The following is a 21,809-nucleotide window of genomic DNA, read 5'->3' as shown; positions in this document are numbered from 1 at the left end:
GTTCACGACACAAGTGCAACACCTGCTAGGGTGTTGTGGCGATGGGACAATGTTATGGCCAGCTCAGCCTTGAAGAGCGCGTTGAGATTTACCACCTGCATGCAGATGGTAAATCTCAAAACGATATTGCGTCTGCGCTTGACCGCGCGACGTCGACGATAAGTCGGGAGCTGAAGCGCAACTCGCGGCCGACCAAGGTCTGGAAGGGCGGTTACGAACCGGTCCGGGCTCAACAATTGGCCGAACGTCGGCGACGGCAGGATGGCCGCTTCAAGCTGGCGCGCCAGCCGGCCCTGCGGGACTGCGTCGGCAAAAGCCTTGCGATGGGACATTCGCCGGAGCAGATCGCTGGTCGACTGGCGCGAGAACATGGTCGCGTCATGATCAGCCACGAGTCAATCTATCGTTTCATCTATCATCGTACGGCCCAGAAGGATTACTGGCACCGCCTGCTGCCGCGCCATAAACTCAGGCGAGGGCGCCGGCGACGCCCAGGCGGCAGCCCTGCCAGCTTCATTAAACAACGGCGCTCGATCGATGAACGACCCTCCGAGGTCGAAGGCCGCGGGACGCCGGGTCATTGGGAAGCCGACTTCATGCTGTTCGCGCGATATGGCCAAGGATTGCTGGTTCTCCACGAGCGCCAAACCCGCTTCAGCATCGTGCTGCACCCACGCGATCGGAAAGCTGTCCTCACCGCTCGGACCATCGCCCGTCAACTCGGCAAGCTTCCACAGGCGATCCGTAAAACCATCAGCTTCGACAACGGAACCGAGTTCGCCGAGCATCACAGGCTTCATAACGCCCTCGGCGTCCAAACCTTCTTCTGCGATCCCCATAGTCCCTGGCAAAAAGGCGGCGTGGAAAACTCCATCGGGCGCTTACGACGCTCTCTGCCACGCAAAACTGACCTCAGGTTCATCACGGCAGCCGCCCTCAGGCGGCTCGTTCAGCGCCTCAACGATACCCCACGCAAATGCTTCGACTTCAAGACCCCCGCCGAGGCATTCTCCAAACTCAAATCAATCGTTGCACTTCAAACGTGACTCCATCGCTCCGCTTTGACAGGGTCGGCGGTTCCGCCGAGTTCGACAGCGAGCGTGCACTGCGAGACTTAGCCCCGGCTTAGGTGGGCGGAGCGGCCGCCATTTGGGCGCCGAAAGCCCCTAAGCCGCGGCTAAGTCGAAACTGATATGATCGCGCAGGCGTCGCGGGTTGTTCGGTGCGACGCAGTTTCGCCGGGCCTACTCCCGGCGCGGATCGGAATGGATTGCCAGGCGATGCGGGTGCTCGTGGTGGAGGACGACAGGATGATCGGCGCCGCCGTCGTCGAGGCGCTGAGGGATGCCGCCTATGCGGTCGACTGGGTGCGCAATGGCGATCTCGCCATCGAAGCCAGCCGCAGCGAGACCTACGACATTGCGCTGCTCGATCTCGGCCTGCCATTGACTGACGGTCTCGACGTCCTCAAGACGATCCGGGAGCGCGCCTCGCGCCTTCCCGTGATCATTCTCACCGCACGCGATGCGCTGAACGATCGCATCCAGGGGCTCGATCTCGGCGCCGACGATTACCTGGTCAAGCCGTTCGAGATCGCCGAGTTGCTGGCGCGCATGCGCGCGGTGCTGCGGCGCGAGGGCAGCGGAACGCCGCCGGTGCTGACGAACGGCGAGCTTCATCTCGATCCGGCGACGCGGGAAGCCACATTCTGCGAAGAGAAGGCCGTGCTCAGCGCTCGCGAGTTCGCCCTGCTACAGGCGCTGCTGGCGCGGCCGGGAACGATCCTGTCCCGTGCCGAGCTCGAACGGCAGATCTATGGCTGGCGCGAGGAGGTCGAGAGCAACGCGGTCGAGTTTCTGATTCACGCCGTGCGCAGAAAACTCGGCGCCGCGGCGATCAGGAACGTGCGCGGCGTCGGATGGATGGTGGATCGTTCGAGATGATGAGATCGCTGCGCGGACGCCTGTTCGTCGGACTCACCGCGATCATCCTGTTGACGGGTGCCGTCGGCGGAATTCTGGCGTACAGATGGGCCTACAGCGAAGCGATCGAGATGCAGGACTCCGTCCTGATCCAGATCGGCAGCTTTGCGCTCAGCGCTCCGATCCGGCAAAGCCGCCCGGTCACCGGTGTCGACGCGGATGCCGAGGTCGCCGTCGTCGAGCTCGGTGAGGTGGCGCGCGGCTCTGCCGACGATCGCCGGCTTTGGGGACTGACGGATGGGCTGCACAATGATGTCTATCGCGGCCAGCCGGTCCGCGTGCTGCTTCGGACGCGGCCGGACGGCAGCCGCTTTGCGGTGACGCAGCAGACCGAGATACGCACCGAGATCGCGGGCGATATGGCCGTACGTACGCTGTTGCCGATCGCTGCGTTGGTGCCGTGCCTTTTGCTGATGACGGCATTCGTGATCGCCCGATCGTTCCGGCCGATGTTGCGCCTCGCCGGCGATCTCGATGCGAGCAGGGTGGATGACGTCGGTGCATTGCCGGCGACGGGCGCGCCGAGCGAGCTGCAGCCGTTCCTTGGCTCGATCAACGGGTTGCTGGGGCGGGTGCGCGTCATGATGGACCAGCAACGGCGTTTCATCGCCGACGCGGCCCACGAACTTCGAACGCCGGTCACCGCGCTCAGCCTGCAGGCGGAAAATCTCGCTTCCCTCGACATGCCGGCGGAGACGCGTGACCGGCTCGATGCGCTGAAGAGCGGCATGCGGCGCACCAAGCATCTGCTCGAGCAACTCCTGGCGCTGGCGCGTCAGGACGCTGCGCCGTCCATCGCGCGTGTAGCGGTGGAGCTGGACAAGATCGTAAAAGGCGTCGTCGCCGATCTGCTGCCTGAGGCGGCAGCGCGCAACATCGATCTCGGTTTCACGACGGTCGAGGTGGTCGCGGTGAACGCTGATGAGCTGTCGCTGATCTCGGCGGTCCGGAACCTGGTGGAGAACGCAATCAAGTTCACGCCCAACGGAGGGTCCGTCGATCTTGCCGTCAGTCGGGAGGACGGAATGGCCGTCATCCAGATCGAGGACACCGGGCCGGGGATTCCGCCGCAGGATCTGGCGCGGATCGGCGAGCCGTTCTTTCGCGGTGGCCAGCCGAGCGGAGAGGGCGCCGGGCTCGGGCTCTCGATCGTGAAGCGCATCGTCGATCGTGCCGCCGGTTCGGTCCTGTTCGAAAATGTGACCGGTGCCGGACGTTCAGGCCTGCGCGTGACCGTCAAGCTGCCGGCGACCGACGCGTGAGGCCTGGCGGCCGGCAAAATAGGCGCCAGCCGCGCGACATTATTGCCATGGCGTCTTGAGAGCCGGCCCCGCGCGCCGCCGGTCGAGACCGGTTCGGATGTCGCGGGCCGACGACAACAATGCCAGGCATTGGAGCAAGGACGTTTCTCATGGCAAACACGACGGCGGAGCTTGAAACGTGCCTGCCCGGCGCGCGGCAATCTAACTGGATCGGCGACTACTTGATCGTGGCGTGCACGGTGATGACCGAGGTGCCGGAGGCCTTCGGTCCCTGACCTGTTGCCTTGATGGCAAACGTATCGTTACCCTTGTATTTGGCCTTCGCCCTGTATTCGAAGGTCGATGCGTTGATCTTCTTCAATTTGCCATAGATCGGCTTTTGCGAGATCGACGAGTCCGTCACCGTGCCGCGGATTCCGATCGGGATCTGGCAACTTTCGCCCGAGGCGACGTCGATATCGCCGGTCGAATTCTCGCCCCAATCCGCCAACGTCACCGACATCGAGCAGTCCGGCACGGCCTGCGCCGATGACGCCGGCGTGACACTTGATGCCGCAAAGATGAACGCCAGGGCGGCGACGACGATACCCGTTTTCATGCAAGGCCCACTGCTGAAGATGTTCGGCGTCGGAATCCTGCAACGTGGAAGCAGGGATGGCAAGGGCCTAGCCTCAGCTGTGTGACATGGGTTGAAATGCTTGGCGCTTGTTGCGTCGTTGGAGCGCCGCCATAGTCGCGCCCGATCCGATCGGGACAAGGGCTCGCATGACAAGAAAGGGTTCCAATGACTGAAAGCAACAACGGTCAGGCCAACGCTCAGCAAACCGGCTTTGCCGGCGTCACGCGCAAGACCCTTGAGCGACTTGCTCTACCCGGCGATCAGCGCGAGCTTGTCGTTGCCGAGGTGACTTATCCGCCCGGCGGGGTTGCTCCGCTGCACCGGCATCCGGTCGGCGGCGTGATCTTCATCGTCGAGGGCGTTGCCGAGTCCGCCTATGGCGACGAGGCGCCACGGCAATATCGGGCAGGCGAGACCCTGCAGGATCGGGCCGATGTTCCGCACACGCTGTTTCGCAATTGCGACCCGCATCGGCCGCTGCGCTTTCTGACGATCTATGCGCTCGAACCCGGCCGCGCCTACACGATGGAGCCGTGAGGTCTGGGTGTTTCCGTGGGCTGTTCAGATCATCGCGAGCTTGATCCGGCCGCCTTCAATGGTTCCCGCCGCAAGGGCATCGCGAGCCATCTTTTCGAAGGTCGGCCAATTCGCGAGCAGATATTTGTGCGCCTGCATCTTCGTCGGGAATGTGGTTTGCAGGATGCAGTCCTGCCGCGCGTTTCCGTTCGCAATCTGAAAAGACACCGCTTGGGGTCCTTCATTGATCTCTTGTTCGGTAGGCTTGGGAAGCTTGCGCATGCTGCTCCTTCACGGAAATCTTCGCGCTCGTCGCGAATGGAATTCGGTCGTATCCCCGGGGCGGGCGATCCGGTCGGGTGGCGCGCGAGGGCTAGAGCATTTTCGGTTCTGATTGAATCAGAACCGAAGCTCTAGAGCAGATTCTGATCAGACACGGTCATAACCGGCTGCGGCGAAGAAGTTCAGGCACTCTTGGGCGGTGAAGGCGGTCAGGGCGGTGGCAATAGCGTTGTCCAAAGCCTCGATTGATCTGGCGGCGGCCTTTCGAAGTGCGGCTTTGAGCTTGGCGAAGGCCATTTCGATCGGATTGAGGTCGGGCGAATAAGGCGGCAAATAGAGGAGCTGGGCGCCCACGGCATCGATTGCGATGCCGACCTCGGCGCGCTTGTGTGCTGCGAGATTGTCCATCACCACGATGTCGCCGGGCCTGAGTGTCGGCACGAGGACTTGCGTCACGTAAGCCTCGAACGCCAGACCATCCATGGGACCGTCAAGGACCATCGGCGCAGTCATGCCGGTCGCTCTGAGCGCGCCGACGAAGGTCGTCGTCTTCCAATGACCATGCGGGAGCGCTGCGACACAGCGCTGGCCGTACGGCGAGCGGCCATAGCGCCGCGCCATCTTGGTCGAGGCTCCCGTCTCGTCGATAAACACCAACCGATGGATGCCGATCTCAGGCTGAGATGCCTTCCACGCCGCGCGTTCAGCGGCCACGTCCGGCCGATCCTGCTCGCTGGCGTGCGATGTTTTTTTTGAACGTGATGTTGCGGCGATCGAAGAATCGCCAGACCACGCTCGGCACGAAACGCTCGCCGTGGACTTTGAGGAGATGGTCAGCGATCTCGGCCAGCGTCATGTCAGGCGTAGCCTTGACCAGGGAGAGGATCTCCGCAGCATGACCCTCGATCCGAGCTGAACGTCTGTCTCCGCCCTGCGCTCCCGCCTCACAAGCGCCGGTGCTGCGCCATTCGTTGACCAGTTCGATCGCTGTCGATGGCGCTACGCCGAACCGGCCGGCGGCGCCCCGACAGCTCATGCCTTCCTCTTCCACAGCCCGAATAATGCGAAGGCGAAGGTCCGGCGAGAGCGGCTTAGCCATGGGGGCTGGCCTCCATCACCAGCCCTCAGGGTGAATCACGATTTGCCTCACAAGGGAATCTGGAGGGTTCTGTGAGGTCGCGCTCACGCGAGGGCGCGGCAGGCGCTTATGACGCGACCTCATTGAAGCCGGATTGAACGAAGGCGCGGGAGGCTATTCGCGGTTTTGCAGCTATGGGGATTGTTCGAGATCGCCATGCCCGATCTGCTGGCTCGGCGCGTGAGGCAGAGACACAGGAGTGCGCATCCTGGAAGAGTTGAGATCAGACGCGCTTCGCCTGAGATCGCGATAGGCCTTTTGCTGCATCGGACGGTTGTTGTCGCGCAGTGTGACAGCACGGATTCGACATCGTCCGCGATGATCGAGACGCTGGGAGCGAAATGACGAATGATGATCGTCGTGCACGACATGACTTGGCTCACGATGTGTCGCATCGGAACGGTGATGTTCGAGGGCTGGGGCGTCTGAAGCTATGTCGAAAGCGCTCAATGATGCGCATGACGCCACCACAATCGGGACAGGCAGGAACCTCGGCCCGGGTTTGAGCCTCCGAATCCACAGGCGACGGCTGGCCATCGTTTGGGGCTGTTCGCTCATGATCGAGAAGTTCGCGGCAAAGGGCGAGCTTGGCAGCGCGATGGCGGTTGGCCATGAAGCCGAAGTGGCGGATGCGGTGGAAGCCGTCAGGCAGCGTATGAAGCAGGAAACGGCGAATGAACTCATCGGGCTTGAGATTCATGATCTTTGTCGCGCTGTTTTGGCGATAGTCCTTCCATGAGAAGGCGACATGATCGTCGTCGAGTGCGACGAGCCGGCTGTTGGCGATCGCGACGCGATGGGTGTAGCGGCCGAGATAGGCCAGGACCTGTGCGGGTCCGCCGAAGGGCCGCTTGGCGTAAACAACCCAGTTGATGCGTCGCATGGCGTCGAGGTGGGCCGCAAAGGCAGCCGGCTCGGCCAGAGCTCCGAGATCGCCGAAGAAACGCAAGGCACCGGAGTTGAAGGCTGCCGACAGACGTTTGAGAAAAAGTGTGCGAAATAGTCTGGACAACGGTTTGACGGCCAGGAAGAAGTTCGGTCGGCAAGCGGTCCAGCGCGCGCCATCGGGCGAGAGGCCGCCACCCGGAACGACGCAATGGACGTGGGGATGATGCATCAGCGTCTGTCCCCAGGTGTGGAGGACGGCGACGCCGCCGATCGCACCGCCGAGCCGGCGTGGATTGGCGGCGAGCGTCGTCATCGCCTCGGCGGCAGCCTTGAACAGGATGGCATAGACGACGGCCTTGTTCTGGAAAGCGATCGCGGCGATCGGTGCGGGAAGTGTAAAGACGACGTGGAAATAGGGAACCGGAAGCAGGTCGGCTTGACGCGCGGCGAGCCACGCGGCTCGGGCTCTCCCCTGACACTTCGGACAGTGCCGATTGCGGCAGGAATTATAGGCAACGCGTGTCGTGCCGCAGTCGTCGCAAGCCTGCATGTGGCCGCCGAGCGCCTCGGTCCGGCACGCAACGATCGCGCTCATCACGCGCCGCTCGACCCGCCCCAGATGACCGGCATGTACACGGCGATAGGCGTCGCCATGCCGGCACAGAATATCGGCAATCTCGATGGCGGGCCTGTTGGAGCGGATGTCGGAGCGGGTCATGACCCGCATCCCGCTGCGGGTCATCCAGGTGGCGTCACCTCCAGCGACAGGCGATCGAGCGGGCTCTGCGTCGCTCGGATCGTATCGGTGGCGACCTGCGTGTAGCGCGCTGTCGACGACAAATTATTGTGCCCGAGCAAGACCTGGATGATCCGGATATCGGTTCCGTTCTCGAGAAGATGTGTCGCGAAGCTGTGGCGCAGCGTGTGCAGCGTGACGCGCTTGGTCAGGCCCGCAGCCTTCACCGCCGACCGGCAGGCGGCATGCAGCACGGTCTGATCGATCGGATGATCTTCGTCACGACCAGGGAACAGATAAAGCCGCGGCCGGGCGAGCCGCCAGTAGGTGCGCAGGATGCCCAGCAGCTGGGGCGACAGCATCACGTTGCGATCCTTCGCGCCCTTGCCGTGGCGCACCTGGATGACGCCGCGGGCGCTGTCGATGTCTTCGATCCGCAGTCCCGCAACCTCCGAGGCCCTGAGCCCGGCCGCATAGGCGGTGGTGAGCGCGGCGCGGCTCTTCAGGCTCGATACCGCTTCAAGAAACTGAACCACTTCGTCGGCGCTGAGAACGACCGGCAGCTTGCGCGGTTCTCGCGCATAGGGAATGCGCTCTGGGATGAGCGCCTCGCCGAGCGTGACGCCGTAGAAAAACCGTAGCGCACAGACGATCTGGTTCAGCGCCGGCCATGAGATGCCGGTCGAGACCAAATGCACCTGGAAGGCGCGGACGTCTTCCAGCTCTAACCGGTCAGGCGATCGGCCAAAATAGCGGCTGAACTTCGAAACCGCGCTGATGTAGGATCTTTGCGTCGCCGGCGACAGATTGCGGACGGTCATGTCTTCGATCATGCGGCGGCGAAGAGGGCTCAAATCGGCCATCTCGATACTCCTGTCTGAGGGGGTGGGCTCCAACACCCACATCCTCTCAGCCAGGAGGCGATCTATGCCACCTTGCCCCCTACGCCGCGGCAGCGGCTTAGTTCAATCCCTTCCGATTCCGCCAGGTCAGAAAATGCTCTAGATTCTTGTTTTGACGCGTTTTCTTCACGCGAACCGGTGTCCCACTTCGCTCGAAAACGCTCTAATCGATGTCGGCGGCTCCAGCCGCGGCCTTCTTGACTTTTGCCGGGCGCTGCTTCGACGCCTGGTCCGGGCTTGGCGTGTTACGCACGGCCTCGGTCAGCATCTCGCGCAATTCGGCCTTGGTCTTGGGTGGTTCGCGCTTGCTCGGTTTTTGCCAGTTGGTCATTAACTCTATATGGGGATGCCCGAGGCAAAATGCTACCGCTCTCTCAAGCTTTCGGGTTTACCCCGGCCACCGGCGGCGGAACGGCCAGAAGGAAGCAGACCGATTCCACCAGCAGCTCATGTGCACGGTCGACGATGTCGTCCAGCGATGGCGTCTTCGCAAACATGGCCTGGGCCTCAGCCAACAACTGCTCGCGCGTCGGCATGCTGGGCAGATGCAAATCGGCACGATGCTGCAACAGAAAAAGCGCGTCCCGCACCGACAATCCGGTTTCATGGACTGAGGATTTGATCGCCTGTGCGATGTATTCGGGATTGAAACGGCCGGCGAGCTGCTCGGCCGTCCGCTTGATCACGCGCGATCCGAGGCGTTGCTCGTTCTGGAGAACCTGGGTGGGCGGCGCCTTCAGATCCCAGACGATACCGAGCCAGGACAAGGTCACCAGGACATAATAGGTCGCATCAATCTCCCACCAGCGGAAGCCTTGCCGCGCGCTGCTTTGATAGGCGTGGTGATTGTTGTGCCAACCCTCACCCATCGTAACCAGCGCCAGCAGCCAATTGTTGCGGGAGTCATCGCCCGTCACATACCGCTTGCGTCCGTGAACATGTGCGAGGGAGTTGATGCAAAACGTTGCGTGATACAGCAGCACGGTGCTCCAGAAGAAACCGACCAGGAGTCCCGGCCATCCGGCAACGAGGAAGCACAGACACGCGACCACGACCGCCGGCAAAACCTCGAATTTGTGCAGCCACATCAACTCCGGATATGAGGCAAAATCCGAAACTTTCGTCAGATCAGTTGCATCGTGCTGTCGATAGAAGATCCAGCCGAGATGACTGTACACGAGGCCCTTGTGCAGCGGCGAATGCACATCCTGCTCGGTGTCGGAATGAAGATGGTGATGTCGATGTTTCGCGGCCCACCAAAGGATGCTTTTCTGGGCGCTGCTTTGGGCAAGGAATGCAAGGATGAATTGAAACGCCCGGCTTGTCGAATAAGCTCGATGCGAGAAGTAGCGATGATATCCGGCCGTGATCGCAAACATGCGCAGCCAATACAGCGCGACGCAAATTGCAATCGCTGGCCATGAGACGCCCGACCAGATCGCTGCGAGACACCCGACGTGGACCAGCACGAACGGCAGGACCTGCGGGTACATGATGTCGTCGTGCTGCGGCGCCGGATCGATACTGGTGGACACGCTCGCGACCTCAGCTGCTTCGATGCGCAGGCCGGTTCGCCGGCAGACGGTTCAAGTCCTGGTCCTGGCGGGCATTGCGCGCGGTGTTGATAAAGAGAACCCCGCGGCCGGGTGACCAGTCGCGGGGTCGCGTAACCAGAGGCTCTGCCAGTTCATCCGTGGTCAAAGCAGCATGGCTAATTGTCGCAGCTTACACCGCGCGGAGATTGTCCGCAGCAGATTTGCCGGTCCGGCGGTCCGCAACGATTTCAAAAGAAACCTTCTGACCCTCGTTGAGGGAGCTCATGCCGGCGCGTTCGACGGCGCTGATATGAACGAAAACGTCCTGGCCGCCGTCGTCCGGCTGAATGAAGCCGAAACCCTTCTGGCCGTTAAACCACTTCACAGTTCCCAAGCTCATGGAACATCGTCCTTTAGTATAGATGCGTGTTTGGAGCCGCACCCGAGGGCGCAGCAGGCTAATTCGAAGTTCAGGGGGTGAGGGTCGTCAGTCAGGCACGCTATCAGCGGCGAGGCCAAGTCGTTCGGCCGAAACTCGATCCGAGGTAAGTAACTACAGTTCGATCGTTCCGCAAGGGGCCTTCCTCCTTTCTCTGCCTGACCGCACGGCGGGGATACCGTGCGATTACGGGCACCTGCGCTAAGCCTTCGTCGCCGTCAGGCCGTCGACCATCGCGCGCGTCAAGGTCGAGATCTCGCTGCGCAGCGCGCCGATCGGTACCGCGATCAGCTTGTGCTCCAGCCCGAGCGCGACCATGCCATGCACGGCGGAGAACAGGCTGCGCGCGGTGACGCCGAGCTGCGCCGGCGAGCGCTGCGGAAGCAGCGTGGCGAGCGGCTTGTAGATGTGGCGGAACAGTTCCATCTGCTCGGTGATCGCCCATTCCGGCACCGGCTTGCCGGGCTGCATGCGGTGCTCGAACAACGCGCGCCACAGTTCGAGATTGTCGGCCGCGAAGTCGCAATAGGCGACCGCGATCCGCACCAGCATCTCGCGCGGCGCGGCCGCGCCGCGGATCTCGGCCAGCGACAGCGAAGCATCGAGCCGGGCCAGCGTACGCGAGCCGACGCGCAGGATCAGCTCGTCGACATCCTCGACCAGATTGTAGACGCCGCCATTGGCGATGCCGATTTCCTGGGCCAACTCGCGGGTTTTCAGGCCGCCGAGGCCCTTTGCCGCAATTGCCCGTTCCGCCGCCTCGATAAGCGCTTCGCGCAGTTTTGCACGTCGTTCCAATGCTTTGGACATGTTTCACCCGTCGTTAATCACATTCGTGAGCGTTGCTCAAATAAATCTTGAGCGACGCTCATTATGTGGTACAAGAGATTCATGAGCGATGCTCATAACAGGGAGTGGCCAAATGTTCAAAACTGTTTTGACGATTTTCCGCGGCAGCGTGGCGGCAGCCGAGGAGGAACTGCAAGATCGGACCGCGCTGGTCGTCCTCGACCAGCAGATGCGCGATGCCGCCGCCGCGGTCGACCGCTCGAAACGGACCCTGGCGCTCGCCATTGCCGGCGACCAGCAGGAGGGCCGGCGGCTTGAGGCGACCAATGCCCGGATCGCCGATCTCGAGGTGCGCGCGTCGGCGGCGCTCGAGGGCGGCCGGGACGACCTCGCCCGCGAAGCCGCGCAGGCGATCGCCAACCTCGAAGCCGAACGCGACGCCGCGATGACCGCGCGCACGCTGTTCGCCACCGAGATCACCCGGCTGAAGCGCCACGTCGCCAATGCCGAGGCGCGCATTGCCGAGCTCGACCGTGGTCGGCGCCTCGCCCGTGCCTCGGAAGCCGTGCGTTCGCTGCGCCGGAGCGGCATCGAGGCGGCGCGGCCCTATGAGTCGACGCTGCCGGAAGCGGAAGCGACGCTGAAGCGGCTGCGCGAGCGGCAGATGGAGACCCAGGCGGCGGATGACGCGCTGTTCGAGATCGACACCGCCTCGGGTCCGCTTGTCGTCGCCGAAAGGCTCGCCGAGCAGGGCTTTGGCCCGCGAATGAAATCGACTGCCGACGACGTGCTGGCGCGGCTGAAAGCCAGGCGCGCCGCCGCCTGAAATCTCGAGCCTGAAACCAAGCCAACTTCAAATCAGCTATTATCAAGGAGACGACCATGAACCAGACCATCCAACCCCACAGCGGCAGCTGGGTCACCTTCACCTACGCGTCCTTCGCAGCCTCCGCTTTCCTCGTCGCCGTCGGCGTGTTCTTTCTACCGATCGACCTCTGGATGAAGGGCTATCTCACGATGGGCATCGTGATGCTGGTCCAGACCTGCGTCACGCTGACCAAAACGGTGCGCGACAATTACGAGAGCAGCAAGTTCGTGAACCGCATCGAGGACGCCAAGGCCGAGCGCCTGCTGATGGAAGTCTCCAAGGCGGCGTAAGAGGCCCTAGCCAGGACGAAGCGGCGGGTGGTTTTCACCCGCCGCTCTGTTGGGAGGCGGGATCCTCCCGCGTCATTGCGAGGAGCTCGCGACAAAATTGCAAAGCAATTTTGCGCTGAAGCGACGAAGCAATCCATCGTGCCGCGTGCGCGGAAGGATGGATTGCTTCGCTTCGCTCGCAATGAGGGGTGGATAGGTCGCAGGCCTCTTACGACCAACTTGTTCCGTTTCCGGAAGGCCTTGTTTACCCTGCGGCAAACCGCGCCAGGTTGCGCTCATGGCTCTTTAACAGGCCAAAGTGCAGAGATCGCGCCCGAGGGACAGAGAAATGGCGTCCACGGACAATCGCACCCCCGCTTCGCGCGGCAGCAGGAGCCTTGCCAAAGCGCGCGCGGCCTTTGACGGCCTGCGCAGCCATGGCGGCTTCTGGCTGAAGGCGCTGTCGCAGCCGACCATCGATCTCACCTTGCGCACCCAGGCCGGCCAGCGCACCCGTATCGTCGAATCGCCCGGCCTGTCGCTGCCGAAGGACGAGCTCGACGCGCTGGTCGAGCAGCTCCGCGTCGTTGCCGCCAAGACGCTGCCCGAGGAGAGTCTGAGCTACGGCATCTTCTCCGGCGAGCCCGAGCGGCTGTCGCGCGCCATCATCACGCTGATCTCAGAGGAAGACACCGGGCGGCCGATCGCGTTCAACGCCCTGTCGGTGATGGACGTGCCGCTCGACGGCGAGCCCACTGAAGTCACCCATCTCGGCCTCGTCATGGTCGATCCCGATGTGCGCGGGCAGGGGCTGTCCTGGGTGCTCTATGGCCTGACCGCGCTGGTGCTGTTTGCCCGCGACGGCCTGCGGCCGAAATGGATCTCCAATGTCACCCAGGTGCCGGCGGTGGTCGGCATGGTCAGCGACACCTTCTCGGACGTATTCCCGTCACCGTTGCCCGGCGCCCGGCAGAGCTTTGCGCATCTGCAACTCGCCCGCGGCATCATGGCAAGGCATCGCGCGGTGTTCGGCGTCGGCGAGGAGGCCGGCTTCGACGAGGCGCGCTCGGTGATCACCAATGCCTATACCGGCGGCTCGGATGCGCTGAAGAAGACCTTCGAGATCGCGCCGAAGCATCGCGACGCCGTCTACAACGAATTTTGCGAGCACGAGCTCGATTACGGCCGCGGCGACGATGTGCTGCAGATCGGCCGCGTCGATCTTGCCGGCGCGCGCCGCTACCTGATGAGCGAGGTGCCCCCGGGCTCGCTGCCGGCGCTGCTCGCGGCGTCCGCAATGCTGGCATTGCAGCGGCTGGTGCTGCCGGTGGTCTACTGGATGGACGACACCCGCGCCTTCGGCACGCTGCGGCCACGCAGGCAGGAGAGCGGGGCCGCGCGATGAACTTCGATTACTACTCCTTCACCGGCCGCAACATCGGCTTCATCGACGAGCAAGAGCAGCAGCTCTTGCGCCAGGCGCGGGTGTTCGTGTGCGGCGTCGGCGGCATGGGCGGCGCGGCCTTCATGGCGCTGGCGCGCGCCGGCGTCGGCAAGTTCGTGATCGCCGACATCGACCGCTTCGAGGTCTCCAACCTCAATCGTCAGGTGTTCGCCTTCGCCGACGAGGTCGGCCGCGAGAAGGCGGCGGTGGCGGCCGAAGCCGCCAGACGCATCAACCCGACCATCGAGGTCGAGGTGCTCGGCGAGAACTGGACCAGTGCGCTCGCCGGGATCGCCGAACGCTGCCCGGTCATCGTCAACGGCATGGACGATATCGCCGCCGGCGTGCATCTGTACCGGACCGCCAAGCGCGCCGATGCAACCGTGATCGACGCCTACATGTCGCCGCTGCCGTCGGTAATCGTGGTGCGCCCGCACGATCCCAGACCCGAGGAGCGCCTCGGCTTTCCCACGCTGGCCAAGGACTGGACCGACATCACCGAGGACGACCGCCGCGCCGCGATGCGTGCCGAGATCGAGCACGTCATGCTGCATTCCTCGTCGCGCAACTATGTCGACCTCGCGATCGCCGGCGAAGTCGCGGCCGGCCGCCGCAGCCGGATGTCGTTCGCGCCGATGGTGATCTCGACCGGCATGCTGATGGCCTATGAGGCGGTCGCGCTGATTCTGGGCCGCACCTCCGGCACCGATTGCCGCGGCTGGTTTCTCAACCCGCATCGGCCCGCGATCGAGAAGCCGCGCAATGCGCTGGTCGCGGCCCTGATGCGTCCGCTGGTGCGGCGGGCGATCGATCAATTGACGGGCGTCGCATGACCTCGGGGGTGATCGCCGATTCCATCGTCAATCTCTGCGGCGCCATCGGCGTCGCGGTGGCGATGATGACGTTCTACCGGCGCGATCCCAAGAGCCCGCTGACCCGCCGCCTGCTGCTCGCGCTCGGCGTGATCGCAACCCTGTTCCTCGATCGTGGCCTGGCGTGGTGGAGCGGAAGCTGGCTGCTCGATCGTCTCTCGGTGATCCCGGCCTCGCTGATCCCGCTCGGCGCTCTGATCGTCACCGAAGGTATCCTGCGCCGCCACGCGCCGCGCGCGGTCAAGATCGCGGCGCTTGCGGGCGGCATCCTGCTCGGCCTCGGCGGCACGTTCGGGCTGCAGCGCCTGGTGATGCCCTATGCGATCGCGCTGGCGCTGTTCCAGCTGGTGGGCTTCGCCGCCTGTGCGCTGCTGCTGGCGACGCGCGATCGCGCCTCGCTGATGGCTTCGGAAAACCGCAGCATCGGCCGCATGGCGGTCGGCGCGCTGGTGGTGATCCCGTTCATCCTCACCGATTTCCGTACGCTGTTTCCCGACATTCCGGTCCGGCTCGGCGCGCTGGGGGCGCTGCTCACGGTCACCGTGATGCTGATCGCGGGCGGCGGCGCCGAGACGCGGCGGCATGGGCTCGCGATGATGGCGCTGCGGCTGATTTCTTCGGGGCTGCTCGGGCTTGCCGCCGCCTTCATGGCGCCCGATGTCGATGCCGCGCAGATGATCCGGTTCGTCGCGGTCGCCATCGCCGGCGTGCTGACCATCGGGCTGATGACGGACGCGCTGCGCGCGCTGTTCGAATCGCAGGAGCCCGGCGTGCTCAATTCGGTCGCGGCGTCGCCGGCGCAAACGCGGGAGCAGCTGATCGCCGAACTCGCGCGGCATCCGATCTTCGAGAGCGCGCGGCGCTTCCGCGAAGACGAATTGGTTCCCTACGATCCGCCGTTGCTCCGCGACTTCCTGTCGACGAGGCGTGTGCTGCGCCGCTCCGAGGCGCCGTGGGGACTGGCGCTGACCGACCCCGCGGCCGAGCGCATGGTCTCGCTGATGACCGCGAACAGCGCCTCCCATGTCATCGTGCTCGCGCATGATCCGCTCGACCTGATCGTGCTCGCCGTGCCGGTGACCGCTGCCGATCCAGCCACCGAAACCGCGCTGGCGCTGGTGCGGCGGCTGCTGGCGCTGACCCCGGAGGCCAAATGACGCTCGATATCCGGGAGGGCGACCGCAGGGCCGCGTTCGACGCCGCCCTCAATGCCTATGGGCCCGACAGCCTCTACGTGCCGCCGCTGTGGAGCGATTTCGACCGGATGTTCGATGCCGCGAAGAACCCGTTCGTCACCGAAGGCCATGGCCGCTATGCGCTGTTCTCGGCGCATCGCGACGGCCGCCCGGTCGGCCGCATCGCCGCCTCGATCCACGATGCCTCCAACCGCAAGCACGGCACGCGCCACGGCGCGTTCGGCTTCTTCGACTGTGTCGACGAGCCCGATGTCGCCGATGCGCTGCTCGGCACCGCCGAGCAGTGGCTGGCCGCGCGCGGCATGAGCCGCATCGCCGGCAATTTCAATCTCACGGCGATGCAGCAGATCGGCGTGATGACCGACGGGTTCGACCATGCGCCGTTCACCGACATGATGTGGTCGCCGCCGCATATCGCACGCCACCTCGAACGCGCCGGCTATGCGGCGACTTTCCCGATGACGACGTTTGAGATCGCGCTCGACGGCGGCAAGCCAGAGCAATTGCTCGGCGACAAGCAGCGCGCGGTGCTCACCGATCCGGAGTTCGTCTGGCAGCCCATCAAGCGCTCCGCTTTCAAGGTGCGGCTGGAGGATGCGCGGCTGATCCTGAACGACGGCTTCGCCGACAACCCGATGTTCGTGCCGCCGACCGCGGCCGAATATCTGTTTCAGGCCGGCGACATGATGTGGATCATCGACAAGCGGATTTCGACCGTGGTCTATCACCGCGGCCGCCCAGCAGGCGCGATCATCGCGATCCCCGATCTCAACCCGCTGATCAAGGCGATCGGCGGCCGGGTCGGGTTATCAGCGCCGTTCAGATTCGTGCAGCACCGCATGATGAACACCCGCGCGGTGCTGATCTATCAGTCGGTTTGCCGCGACCTGCACAATCGCGGCCTCAACGGCGCCATGCTCTACCGCACCGCGCTGGCGTTGCAGGAGGCCGGCTATCGTACGCTCGGCGGCACCTGGATCGCCGACATCAACGCGCCGTCGCTGCGCCAGGTCGAAAAGGCCGGCGCCACGCCGCTGCAGCGGCTGCATCTGTTCACCAAGCGGCTGGCCGCGCCATGAGCGAGCTGACGCCGGATTTGCTGCGCGAGCTGGTCGCGGAGGCGCGGCTGGCGCCGAGCGTCCACAACATCCAGCCGACCCGCTGGCGCCTGCTTGGCGACGGGCGGCTGGCGCTGGTCGATGCGACCTGGGTCCGCGCGCCGGTCGCGGATCCCGCCGGACACGACGTGCTTGTGTCGCACGGCGCAGCGCTGGAGGGCATGAGCCTTGCTCTCAACCGCCGCGGCCTCGCCATCACGGCGATGACCACGATCGAGCAACCGCTGTCGCCGCAATTTGCCGCACTCTGCAGTTTTGCGGTCAGGCAAGGTGTCTTGCCCGATCCGTTGGCCGGTCATGTGGCGCACCGGATGACGTGGCGCGGCAAGTTCGCGCCGTCGCCGGATCAGGCCGCGCCGCTGGTGCAGCTTGCCGTCGCGCGCGACGATTTGATCTGCATTGGGGATCGCCGGACGATTGCCGATATCGCCGGCTGGGCCGACCAGGCCGAGTTCTCCTTTGTCCGCGGCGACGACTATCGGGCCGAACTGCTCGAATGGATGCGGCTGTCGCCCAGCCATCCGCACTATCTGCTGGATGGTCTCAATCGCGATGCGCTTGCCATGAATGCGGTCGAGGCCACCGCCGCGCGCTACGTGCTCGGCGGTCTGTTCAAGCCGCTCGATCGTCTCGGCCTCGCCGCATCGCTGCTGTCAGACAGCGCCAAGACCGCCTCGGCCGCGGCGATCGTCCTGTTCTGTCGTCCGGTCGGTGAGGATCCACTCACGACGGGGCGGCATTTCTACCGCAGCTGGCTGGAGGTCGATCGCACCGGGCTCGCGGCGTGCCCGATCTCGGCGCTGGCCGATCACCCTGACTTCAACGACCGGCTGCGCAAGCTCGGCAAGATCGGCACCGATCTGCGCCTCGTCAACGTGTTCCGCATCGGCTGGCCCTCCAAACCGCTGAAACCGCGGCATTTCCGGCTGCCGGTCGACCGGCTCATCGTCTAGAGCGGGATCGAGTTAGGTTGAATCGTGTTTGGCCCCGGATTCGGGTCACCTCTCCCCACCGGGGAGAGGTCGATTTGCGCAGCAAATCGGGTGAGGGGCCGCAGTTCCAATGAGAGACCGCAACCCCTCACCCGACGCTTCGCGCCGACCTCTCCCAAAGGAGAGGTGGACCTCCGATGCCGCTCCAACTCGACTTGATCTCATCACGCTTTAGGCGCTGACGGATAAGGTGCGATATCCGCTGTCAAAGCTTCATGCGGTCGTGCTATGACGCCGCCCGCTAACCAAAGACCGGTGGAGATGATGTCGAAGCAATCGCTGCGCGAGGAGGCCGAGCGCCTGATCCGCGAGACCATGGAAAAGCGGAACCTGGTCATCAAGCAGGGCACGACCCGGATCGAGGCCGTTTGCGGCAAATGCGGCGCGCCGAACCGGGTGCAGGCGGAAAAGGGCCAGTCCCGCGTCAAGTTTACCTGCAAGAATTGCGACCATAAGCAGGAAACGCTGTAGGCAAGCCCCTAACGCATCCGGTTCTATTGTCCCGTCATCCTGAGGAGCCGCGAAGCGGCGTCTCGAAGGATCGACGGCCACCGGCCGGGCCGTGCATCCTTCGAGACGCGCGCAAGAGCGCGCTCCTCAGGATGACGGTGATAGCCCGCAGGTGGGATGGCAGAGCGTACCCACCCCACAAAGCCCCTCTACTTGAACGCCTCACAGACCGTGGTGCGATCCGGGCCGCGGTCCGCAGCGAGACGCCGCGCCACCAGGCGTCCAGCGCGTGACGGTCGCAGGCGAGCTTCACGCTCATGCCGCCGGCGAACCTGATCCAGTCGGCAAAGCTTTGGCATGATACCGCGATCACGACGGGAATATCGGCGTCGAGCGCGCGCTCGATCACAAAGCCAAGGCCCTTGCCGTCGCGTTCCCGATTGCCGAAGCGGTTGACGATGACGAGATCGGCGGCACCAGCACCGCCGACAGGCTGGTGTCCGCGCATTGGCCGGTCTGCACCATGCCGACGACTCGCGAGCCGTGCGCCTTCAGGTCGCCGGCGAAGTCGCGCAGGATGGCGTCGGGATCGCTAGCTATATCCAGTCATATATCACGATCGCGGCGGCGCGTGCGGGCGAATTAGCCGCGCTCGATGATACTTCCACGTCATTGCGAGCGAAGCGAAGCATTCCACTTCTCCGCATCCTTGGATGCATGGATTGCTTCGTCGCTTCGCTCCTCGCAATGACGAGGGGCTACTTCCCCTTCACGAACGCCGCGAACGCGTCGCCGAAATCCCGATGCCAGCGCGACAGCGGCGGGCGGTTCTCGACGATGTCGCCGGCGGCCCAGAGGATGCGGCGTTCGTCGAGCGCGCGCGGTACATCGTTGTCGGGGCACAGGATATAGAAATCGCCGGCGGCGAGGTGCTCGATCATGAAGTCGACGGTCTGCTCCGCAGTCCAGGCGCCAGCGGGCTTTTCGGTGCGGCCGCGCGCGGTCAGCCCGGTAAAGACAAAACCCGGGATCAGGAGATGCGCCGTGATCTCGCAGCCGTCGGTGTTGCGCAACTCGTGCTGCAGAGCCTCGGTGAACGCCTTCACGCCGGCCTTGGAGACATTGTAGGCGGGATCGCCCGGCGGCGTGGTGATGCCCTGCTTGGAGCCGGTGTTGATGATCAGCCCCGGCCGGCCGCGCTTGATCATGTTGGGCGCAAACGCCTGCGTTCCGTTGATGACGCCCCACAGATTGACGCCCAGGATGCGCTGCCAATTGTCCGCGGGTCCGAACATCGCGCTGCCGGGCTGGATGCCGGCATTGTTCATCAGGATGTCGGCGCCGCCGAACCTTTTCGCGACGGCGGCCTCGAGGCCTGCGACCTCATCGGCGCGGCTGACATCGACCGCAGCCGTCATGATGTCGGCGGCGCCGCCAGGTGCGGCAGATGAAAGTTTTGCCGCCGCCGCCTTCAGCCTGTCATCGCCGAGATCGGCGATGCAGACCTTCATGCCGGCTTCGGCAAACCGCGTCGCCGCGGCAAGCCCGATGCCGGATGCGCCTCCGGTGATCACGGCAACATGATTGGCTGATATCACGGGGTGGGGCATCGTCGGTCTCCGGGCACATCTGTGGCTGAGGTTCAAACCATGAAGAAGGATGAGTAATGGTGGAATCGGCGCGGCGCGGTTTCGGTTCACCTCTCCCGCGAGAGAGGTGAACTTTCGACGCCGTTCCGGCTCAACCTGATCTCATCATGCTTTAGCATATCGCACCCGCCATGAGCATATCGCACCCACCATGCACGCGGGCGCATGGGAGGTTTTCATGCCCGCCACCCTCGACAACGCTTGCCTCGCTTTACGGTTTCGCGTCCGCGCTGTAGAATTGTCGATATAACGCTTCCAAAACACCTCAGCCGACATTTTACAGGGAGTGCAAACATGGCTGTCTCGCAGGCTGTTCCGATCACGCGCCATCCTTATGCCGATGGCTCCTACAAGAAGATGCTGATCGACGGCAAATGGGTCGACGCCGCCTCCGGCAAGACATTCGAAACCCACAACCCCGCCACCGGCGAATTGCTCGCCTCCGTCGCTGAGGGCGATGCCGAGGACATCAACCGTGCGGTTGCGGCCGCGCGCCGCGCATTCGAAGGGTCCTGGAGCAAGGTGAAGCCGTTCGAGCGGCAGAACATGCTGCTCAAGCTCGCCGAGCTCGTCGAAGCCAATTTCGAGGAGCTGTCCCAGCTCGACACGCTCGACATGGGCGCGCCGATCAGCCGCACCCGCGGCAACAAGCTGCGCGCGCTCGGCATGCTGCGCTACTATGCCGGTCAGGCCACCGCGATCCACGGCGAGACCATCGAGAACTCGCTGCCCGGCGAGATATTCTCCTACACGCTGAAGGAGCCGATCGGCGTGGTCGGCGCCATCATCCCCTGGAACGGCCCGCTGACCGCCTCGATCTGGAAGATCGGCCCGGCGATTGCGACCGGCTGCACCGTGGTGCTGAAGCCGGCCGAGGAATCGCCGCTGACCTCGCTGCGCATCGGCGAACTCTGCATGGAAGCCGGCATTCCGCCCGGCGTCGTCAACGTCGTGCCAGGCTACGGCGAGACCGCGGGCGCCGCGCTGGCGTCGCACCCGGATGTCGACAAGGTCGCCTTCACCGGCTCGCACGTCACGGGACAATCGATCATCCGTGCGTCGGCCGGCAACCTCAAGCGCGTTTCGCTCGAGCTCGGCGGCAAGTCGCCGGACATCGTGTTCGCCGACGCCGATCTCGACGCCGCGGTGCCGGGCGCTGCGATGGCGGTGTTCGCCAATTCAGGCCAGATCTGCAGCGCCGGCACGCGGCTGTTCGTCGAGCAGAAGGTCTATGACGAGTTCGTCGGCCGCGTCGCCGAGTTCGGCAAGAAGTTGCAGGTCGGCAACGGGCTCGATCCCAACACCCAGATCGGCCCCTTGGTGTCGCAGCAGCAGATGGACCGCGTCTCCGGCTATCTCGATATCGGCCAGAAGGAAGGCGCCAAGGCGCTGGCCGGCGGCGGCCGTCTCACCGAGGGCGCGCTGTCGAAGGGCTATTTCGTGCAGCCGACCGTGTTTGCCAATGTGCAGGACAACATGCGCATCGCGCAGGAGGAGATCTTCGGCCCGGTGATCTCGGCGATCTCGTTCAAGGATCCGGACGAACTGATCAAGCGCGCCAACGCCACCACCTTCGGCCTCGGCTCGGGTGTCTGGACCACCAATGTCAGCAAGGCGCACCAGGTCGCGAAGGCGCTGCGTGCCGGCTCGGTCTGGGTCAATTGCTACCAGGCGATGGATCCGGCGGTGCCGTTCGGCGGCTACAAGATGAGCGGCTACGGCCGCGAGTCCGGCAAGCAGCACGTCGAGGAATATCTCAACGTCAAGGCGGTCTGGATCAAGACGGGTTAGGGCTTGCTTCTTCTCACCTCTCCCCGCCTGCGGGGAGAGGTCGGATTGCATCGACAGATGCAATCCGGGTGA

24 protein-coding genes are annotated in these 21,809 nt (G+C 64.2%); 13 read left to right on the top strand and 11 right to left on the bottom strand.

Annotated features, from left to right (window positions below):
* Nucleotides 1-41: 41 nt before the first annotated feature.
* From HU230_RS26690 to HU230_RS26680, 3 genes are all read left to right on the top strand, one after another.
* The gene (locus HU230_RS26690; protein WP_176529163.1) at nucleotides 42-1,046 is read left to right on the top strand and encodes an IS30 family transposase; all 1,005 of its coding nucleotides are present in this window, start codon (nucleotides 42-44) and stop codon (nucleotides 1,044-1,046) included.
* 234 nt (nucleotides 1,047-1,280) lie between these two features.
* Nucleotides 1,281-1,943: a response regulator transcription factor gene (locus tag HU230_RS26685; protein ID WP_176529164.1), complete on the top strand. Its 663-nt coding sequence runs from the start codon at nucleotides 1,281-1,283 to the stop codon at nucleotides 1,941-1,943.
* The gene (locus tag HU230_RS26680) at nucleotides 1,940-3,244 is read left to right on the top strand and encodes an ATP-binding protein (RefSeq protein ID WP_176529165.1); all 1,305 of its coding nucleotides are present in this window, start codon (nucleotides 1,940-1,942) and stop codon (nucleotides 3,242-3,244) included. The genes HU230_RS26685 and HU230_RS26680 overlap by 4 nt, the downstream gene beginning before the upstream one ends.
* 217 nt (nucleotides 3,245-3,461) lie before the next feature.
* Here HU230_RS26680 and HU230_RS26675 read toward each other — a convergent pair whose 3' ends face one another.
* Nucleotides 3,462-3,842 carry a hypothetical protein gene (locus HU230_RS26675; protein ID WP_224943602.1) on the bottom strand — a complete coding sequence of 127 codons (381 nt, stop codon included), beginning with the start codon at nucleotides 3,840-3,842 and terminating at the stop codon, nucleotides 3,462-3,464.
* Between the two features lie 186 nt (nucleotides 3,843-4,028).
* On the opposite strand from HU230_RS26675, the gene HU230_RS26670 reads away from it, so the two are divergent.
* Nucleotides 4,029-4,400 carry a cupin domain-containing protein gene (locus tag HU230_RS26670; protein ID WP_176529166.1) on the top strand — a complete coding sequence of 124 codons (372 nt, stop codon included), beginning with the start codon at nucleotides 4,029-4,031 and terminating at the stop codon, nucleotides 4,398-4,400.
* Nucleotides 4,401-4,424: 24 nt separating this feature from the next.
* Here HU230_RS26670 and HU230_RS26665 read toward each other — a convergent pair whose 3' ends face one another.
* From HU230_RS26665 to HU230_RS26630, 8 genes are all read right to left on the bottom strand, one after another.
* Complete coding sequence (locus HU230_RS26665) at nucleotides 4,425-4,661, bottom strand: hypothetical protein (protein ID WP_176529167.1); 237 nt, start codon at nucleotides 4,659-4,661, stop codon at nucleotides 4,425-4,427.
* 147 nt (nucleotides 4,662-4,808) lie between these two features.
* Nucleotides 4,809-5,760, bottom strand: a protein-coding gene (locus HU230_RS26660; RefSeq protein WP_176528729.1) for an IS630 family transposase whose coding sequence is annotated in 2 segments (ribosomal slippage) — nucleotides 4,809-5,421 and nucleotides 5,420-5,760 — 954 coding nt in all. Because the reading frame shifts where the segments join, the coding sequence is not laid out codon by codon here.
* 418 nt (nucleotides 5,761-6,178) lie between these two features.
* Nucleotides 6,179-7,405, bottom strand: a complete 1,227-nt coding sequence (locus tag HU230_RS26655; RefSeq protein ID WP_176528572.1) for an IS91 family transposase — start codon at nucleotides 7,403-7,405, stop codon at nucleotides 6,179-6,181.
* Between the two features lie 20 nt (nucleotides 7,406-7,425).
* On the bottom strand, nucleotides 7,426-8,286 hold the full coding sequence (locus HU230_RS26650; protein WP_029085027.1) for a tyrosine-type recombinase/integrase: 861 nt from the start codon (nucleotides 8,284-8,286) through the stop codon (nucleotides 7,426-7,428).
* A gap of 202 nt (nucleotides 8,287-8,488) precedes the next feature.
* Nucleotides 8,489-8,656, bottom strand: a complete 168-nt coding sequence (locus HU230_RS26645; protein WP_176529168.1) for a hypothetical protein — start codon at nucleotides 8,654-8,656, stop codon at nucleotides 8,489-8,491.
* A 43-nt stretch (nucleotides 8,657-8,699) separates the two neighbouring features.
* Nucleotides 8,700-9,818 (bottom strand): acyl-CoA desaturase, encoded by a 1,119-nt coding sequence (locus tag HU230_RS26640; RefSeq protein WP_176534851.1) that lies wholly within the window; start codon nucleotides 9,816-9,818, stop codon nucleotides 8,700-8,702.
* A 232-nt stretch (nucleotides 9,819-10,050) separates the two neighbouring features.
* A complete protein-coding gene (locus tag HU230_RS26635; protein WP_092123914.1) occupies nucleotides 10,051-10,260 on the bottom strand; it encodes a cold-shock protein in 210 nt (69 codons plus the stop codon).
* A 240-nt stretch (nucleotides 10,261-10,500) separates the two neighbouring features.
* Complete coding sequence (locus HU230_RS26630; protein WP_176529169.1) at nucleotides 10,501-11,109, bottom strand: TetR/AcrR family transcriptional regulator; 609 nt, start codon at nucleotides 11,107-11,109, stop codon at nucleotides 10,501-10,503.
* Nucleotides 11,110-11,221: 112 nt separating this feature from the next.
* On the opposite strand from HU230_RS26630, the gene HU230_RS26625 reads away from it, so the two are divergent.
* The 8 genes from HU230_RS26625 to HU230_RS26590 all read left to right on the top strand — a co-directional run bounded on the left by HU230_RS26625 (nucleotide 11,222) and on the right by HU230_RS26590 (nucleotide 18,318).
* On the top strand, nucleotides 11,222-11,914 hold the full coding sequence (locus HU230_RS26625) for a PspA/IM30 family protein (protein ID WP_176529170.1): 693 nt from the start codon (nucleotides 11,222-11,224) through the stop codon (nucleotides 11,912-11,914).
* A 56-nt stretch (nucleotides 11,915-11,970) separates the two neighbouring features.
* The gene (locus tag HU230_RS26620; protein WP_016846457.1) at nucleotides 11,971-12,246 is read left to right on the top strand and encodes a YiaA/YiaB family inner membrane protein; all 276 of its coding nucleotides are present in this window, start codon (nucleotides 11,971-11,973) and stop codon (nucleotides 12,244-12,246) included.
* 328 nt (nucleotides 12,247-12,574) lie between these two features.
* Nucleotides 12,575-13,630, top strand: coding sequence for a hypothetical protein (locus tag HU230_RS26615; protein WP_210284174.1), 1,056 nt, complete (start codon nucleotides 12,575-12,577; stop codon nucleotides 13,628-13,630).
* A complete protein-coding gene (locus HU230_RS26610; protein WP_176529171.1) occupies nucleotides 13,627-14,502 on the top strand; it encodes a HesA/MoeB/ThiF family protein in 876 nt (291 codons plus the stop codon). Before HU230_RS26615 ends, HU230_RS26610 begins: the two co-directional genes overlap by 4 nt.
* Nucleotides 14,499-15,698, top strand: coding sequence for a hypothetical protein (locus HU230_RS26605; protein WP_176529172.1), 1,200 nt, complete (start codon nucleotides 14,499-14,501; stop codon nucleotides 15,696-15,698). Before HU230_RS26610 ends, HU230_RS26605 begins: the two co-directional genes overlap by 4 nt.
* Entirely contained in the window at nucleotides 15,695-16,816 is a 1,122-nt protein-coding gene (locus HU230_RS26600; protein WP_176529173.1) for a GNAT family N-acetyltransferase, read from the top strand. The genes HU230_RS26605 and HU230_RS26600 overlap by 4 nt, the downstream gene beginning before the upstream one ends.
* A complete protein-coding gene (locus tag HU230_RS26595; protein ID WP_176529174.1) occupies nucleotides 16,813-17,808 on the top strand; it encodes a nitroreductase family protein in 996 nt (331 codons plus the stop codon). Before HU230_RS26600 ends, HU230_RS26595 begins: the two co-directional genes overlap by 4 nt.
* A 303-nt stretch (nucleotides 17,809-18,111) precedes the next feature.
* Nucleotides 18,112-18,318 carry a hypothetical protein gene (locus tag HU230_RS26590; protein ID WP_024581255.1) on the top strand — a complete coding sequence of 69 codons (207 nt, stop codon included), beginning with the start codon at nucleotides 18,112-18,114 and terminating at the stop codon, nucleotides 18,316-18,318.
* 34 nt (nucleotides 18,319-18,352) lie between these two features.
* Here the strand turns inward: HU230_RS26590 and HU230_RS26585 are convergent, their stop codons facing one another.
* Complete coding sequence (locus tag HU230_RS26585) at nucleotides 18,353-18,805, bottom strand: DUF2478 domain-containing protein (protein ID WP_176529175.1); 453 nt, start codon at nucleotides 18,803-18,805, stop codon at nucleotides 18,353-18,355.
* A gap of 250 nt (nucleotides 18,806-19,055) precedes the next feature.
* Nucleotides 19,056-19,907 carry an SDR family NAD(P)-dependent oxidoreductase gene (locus HU230_RS26580; RefSeq protein ID WP_176529176.1) on the bottom strand — a complete coding sequence of 284 codons (852 nt, stop codon included), beginning with the start codon at nucleotides 19,905-19,907 and terminating at the stop codon, nucleotides 19,056-19,058.
* Between the two features lie 333 nt (nucleotides 19,908-20,240).
* Between HU230_RS26580 and HU230_RS26575 the strand changes: the two genes are divergently transcribed.
* Nucleotides 20,241-21,737 (top strand): aldehyde dehydrogenase family protein, encoded by a 1,497-nt coding sequence (locus tag HU230_RS26575; protein WP_176529177.1) that lies wholly within the window; start codon nucleotides 20,241-20,243, stop codon nucleotides 21,735-21,737.
* Nucleotides 21,738-21,809: the final 72 nt, after the last annotated feature.

Source organism: Bradyrhizobium quebecense, from assembly GCF_013373795.3.
Taxonomy (GTDB): domain Bacteria; phylum Pseudomonadota; class Alphaproteobacteria; order Rhizobiales; family Xanthobacteraceae; genus Bradyrhizobium; species Bradyrhizobium quebecense.
This window is presented reverse-complemented; position numbering and strand designations above follow the sequence as displayed.

Coding starts and splice junctions, on each gene's coding strand:
- HU230_RS26690 (WP_176529163.1), top strand. CDS start 42: ATGGGACAATGTTATGGCCAGCTCAGCCTTGAAGAGCGCGTTGAGATT.
- HU230_RS26685 (WP_176529164.1), top strand. CDS start 1,281: ATGCGGGTGCTCGTGGTGGAGGACGACAGGATGATCGGCGCCGCCGTC.
- HU230_RS26680 (WP_176529165.1), top strand. CDS start 1,940: ATGATGAGATCGCTGCGCGGACGCCTGTTCGTCGGACTCACCGCGATC.
- HU230_RS26675 (WP_224943602.1), bottom strand. CDS start 3,842: ATGAAAACGGGTATCGTCGTCGCCGCCCTGGCGTTCATCTTTGCGGCA.
- HU230_RS26670 (WP_176529166.1), top strand. CDS start 4,029: ATGACTGAAAGCAACAACGGTCAGGCCAACGCTCAGCAAACCGGCTTT.
- HU230_RS26665 (WP_176529167.1), bottom strand. CDS start 4,661: ATGCGCAAGCTTCCCAAGCCTACCGAACAAGAGATCAATGAAGGACCC.
- HU230_RS26655 (WP_176528572.1), bottom strand. CDS start 7,405: ATGACCCGCTCCGACATCCGCTCCAACAGGCCCGCCATCGAGATTGCC.
- HU230_RS26650 (WP_029085027.1), bottom strand. CDS start 8,286: ATGGCCGATTTGAGCCCTCTTCGCCGCCGCATGATCGAAGACATGACC.
- HU230_RS26645 (WP_176529168.1), bottom strand. CDS start 8,656: ATGACCAACTGGCAAAAACCGAGCAAGCGCGAACCACCCAAGACCAAG.
- HU230_RS26640 (WP_176534851.1), bottom strand. CDS start 9,818: ATGTACCCGCAGGTCCTGCCGTTCGTGCTGGTCCACGTCGGGTGTCTC.
- HU230_RS26635 (WP_092123914.1), bottom strand. CDS start 10,260: ATGAGCTTGGGAACTGTGAAGTGGTTTAACGGCCAGAAGGGTTTCGGC.
- HU230_RS26630 (WP_176529169.1), bottom strand. CDS start 11,109: ATGTCCAAAGCATTGGAACGACGTGCAAAACTGCGCGAAGCGCTTATC.
- HU230_RS26625 (WP_176529170.1), top strand. CDS start 11,222: ATGTTCAAAACTGTTTTGACGATTTTCCGCGGCAGCGTGGCGGCAGCC.
- HU230_RS26620 (WP_016846457.1), top strand. CDS start 11,971: ATGAACCAGACCATCCAACCCCACAGCGGCAGCTGGGTCACCTTCACC.
- HU230_RS26615 (WP_210284174.1), top strand. CDS start 12,575: ATGGCGTCCACGGACAATCGCACCCCCGCTTCGCGCGGCAGCAGGAGC.
- HU230_RS26610 (WP_176529171.1), top strand. CDS start 13,627: ATGAACTTCGATTACTACTCCTTCACCGGCCGCAACATCGGCTTCATC.
- HU230_RS26605 (WP_176529172.1), top strand. CDS start 14,499: ATGACCTCGGGGGTGATCGCCGATTCCATCGTCAATCTCTGCGGCGCC.
- HU230_RS26600 (WP_176529173.1), top strand. CDS start 15,695: ATGACGCTCGATATCCGGGAGGGCGACCGCAGGGCCGCGTTCGACGCC.
- HU230_RS26595 (WP_176529174.1), top strand. CDS start 16,813: ATGAGCGAGCTGACGCCGGATTTGCTGCGCGAGCTGGTCGCGGAGGCG.
- HU230_RS26590 (WP_024581255.1), top strand. CDS start 18,112: ATGTCGAAGCAATCGCTGCGCGAGGAGGCCGAGCGCCTGATCCGCGAG.
- HU230_RS26585 (WP_176529175.1), bottom strand. CDS start 18,805: ATGCGCGGACACCAGCCTGTCGGCGGTGCTGGTGCCGCCGATCTCGTC.
- HU230_RS26580 (WP_176529176.1), bottom strand. CDS start 19,907: ATGCCCCACCCCGTGATATCAGCCAATCATGTTGCCGTGATCACCGGA.
- HU230_RS26575 (WP_176529177.1), top strand. CDS start 20,241: ATGGCTGTCTCGCAGGCTGTTCCGATCACGCGCCATCCTTATGCCGAT.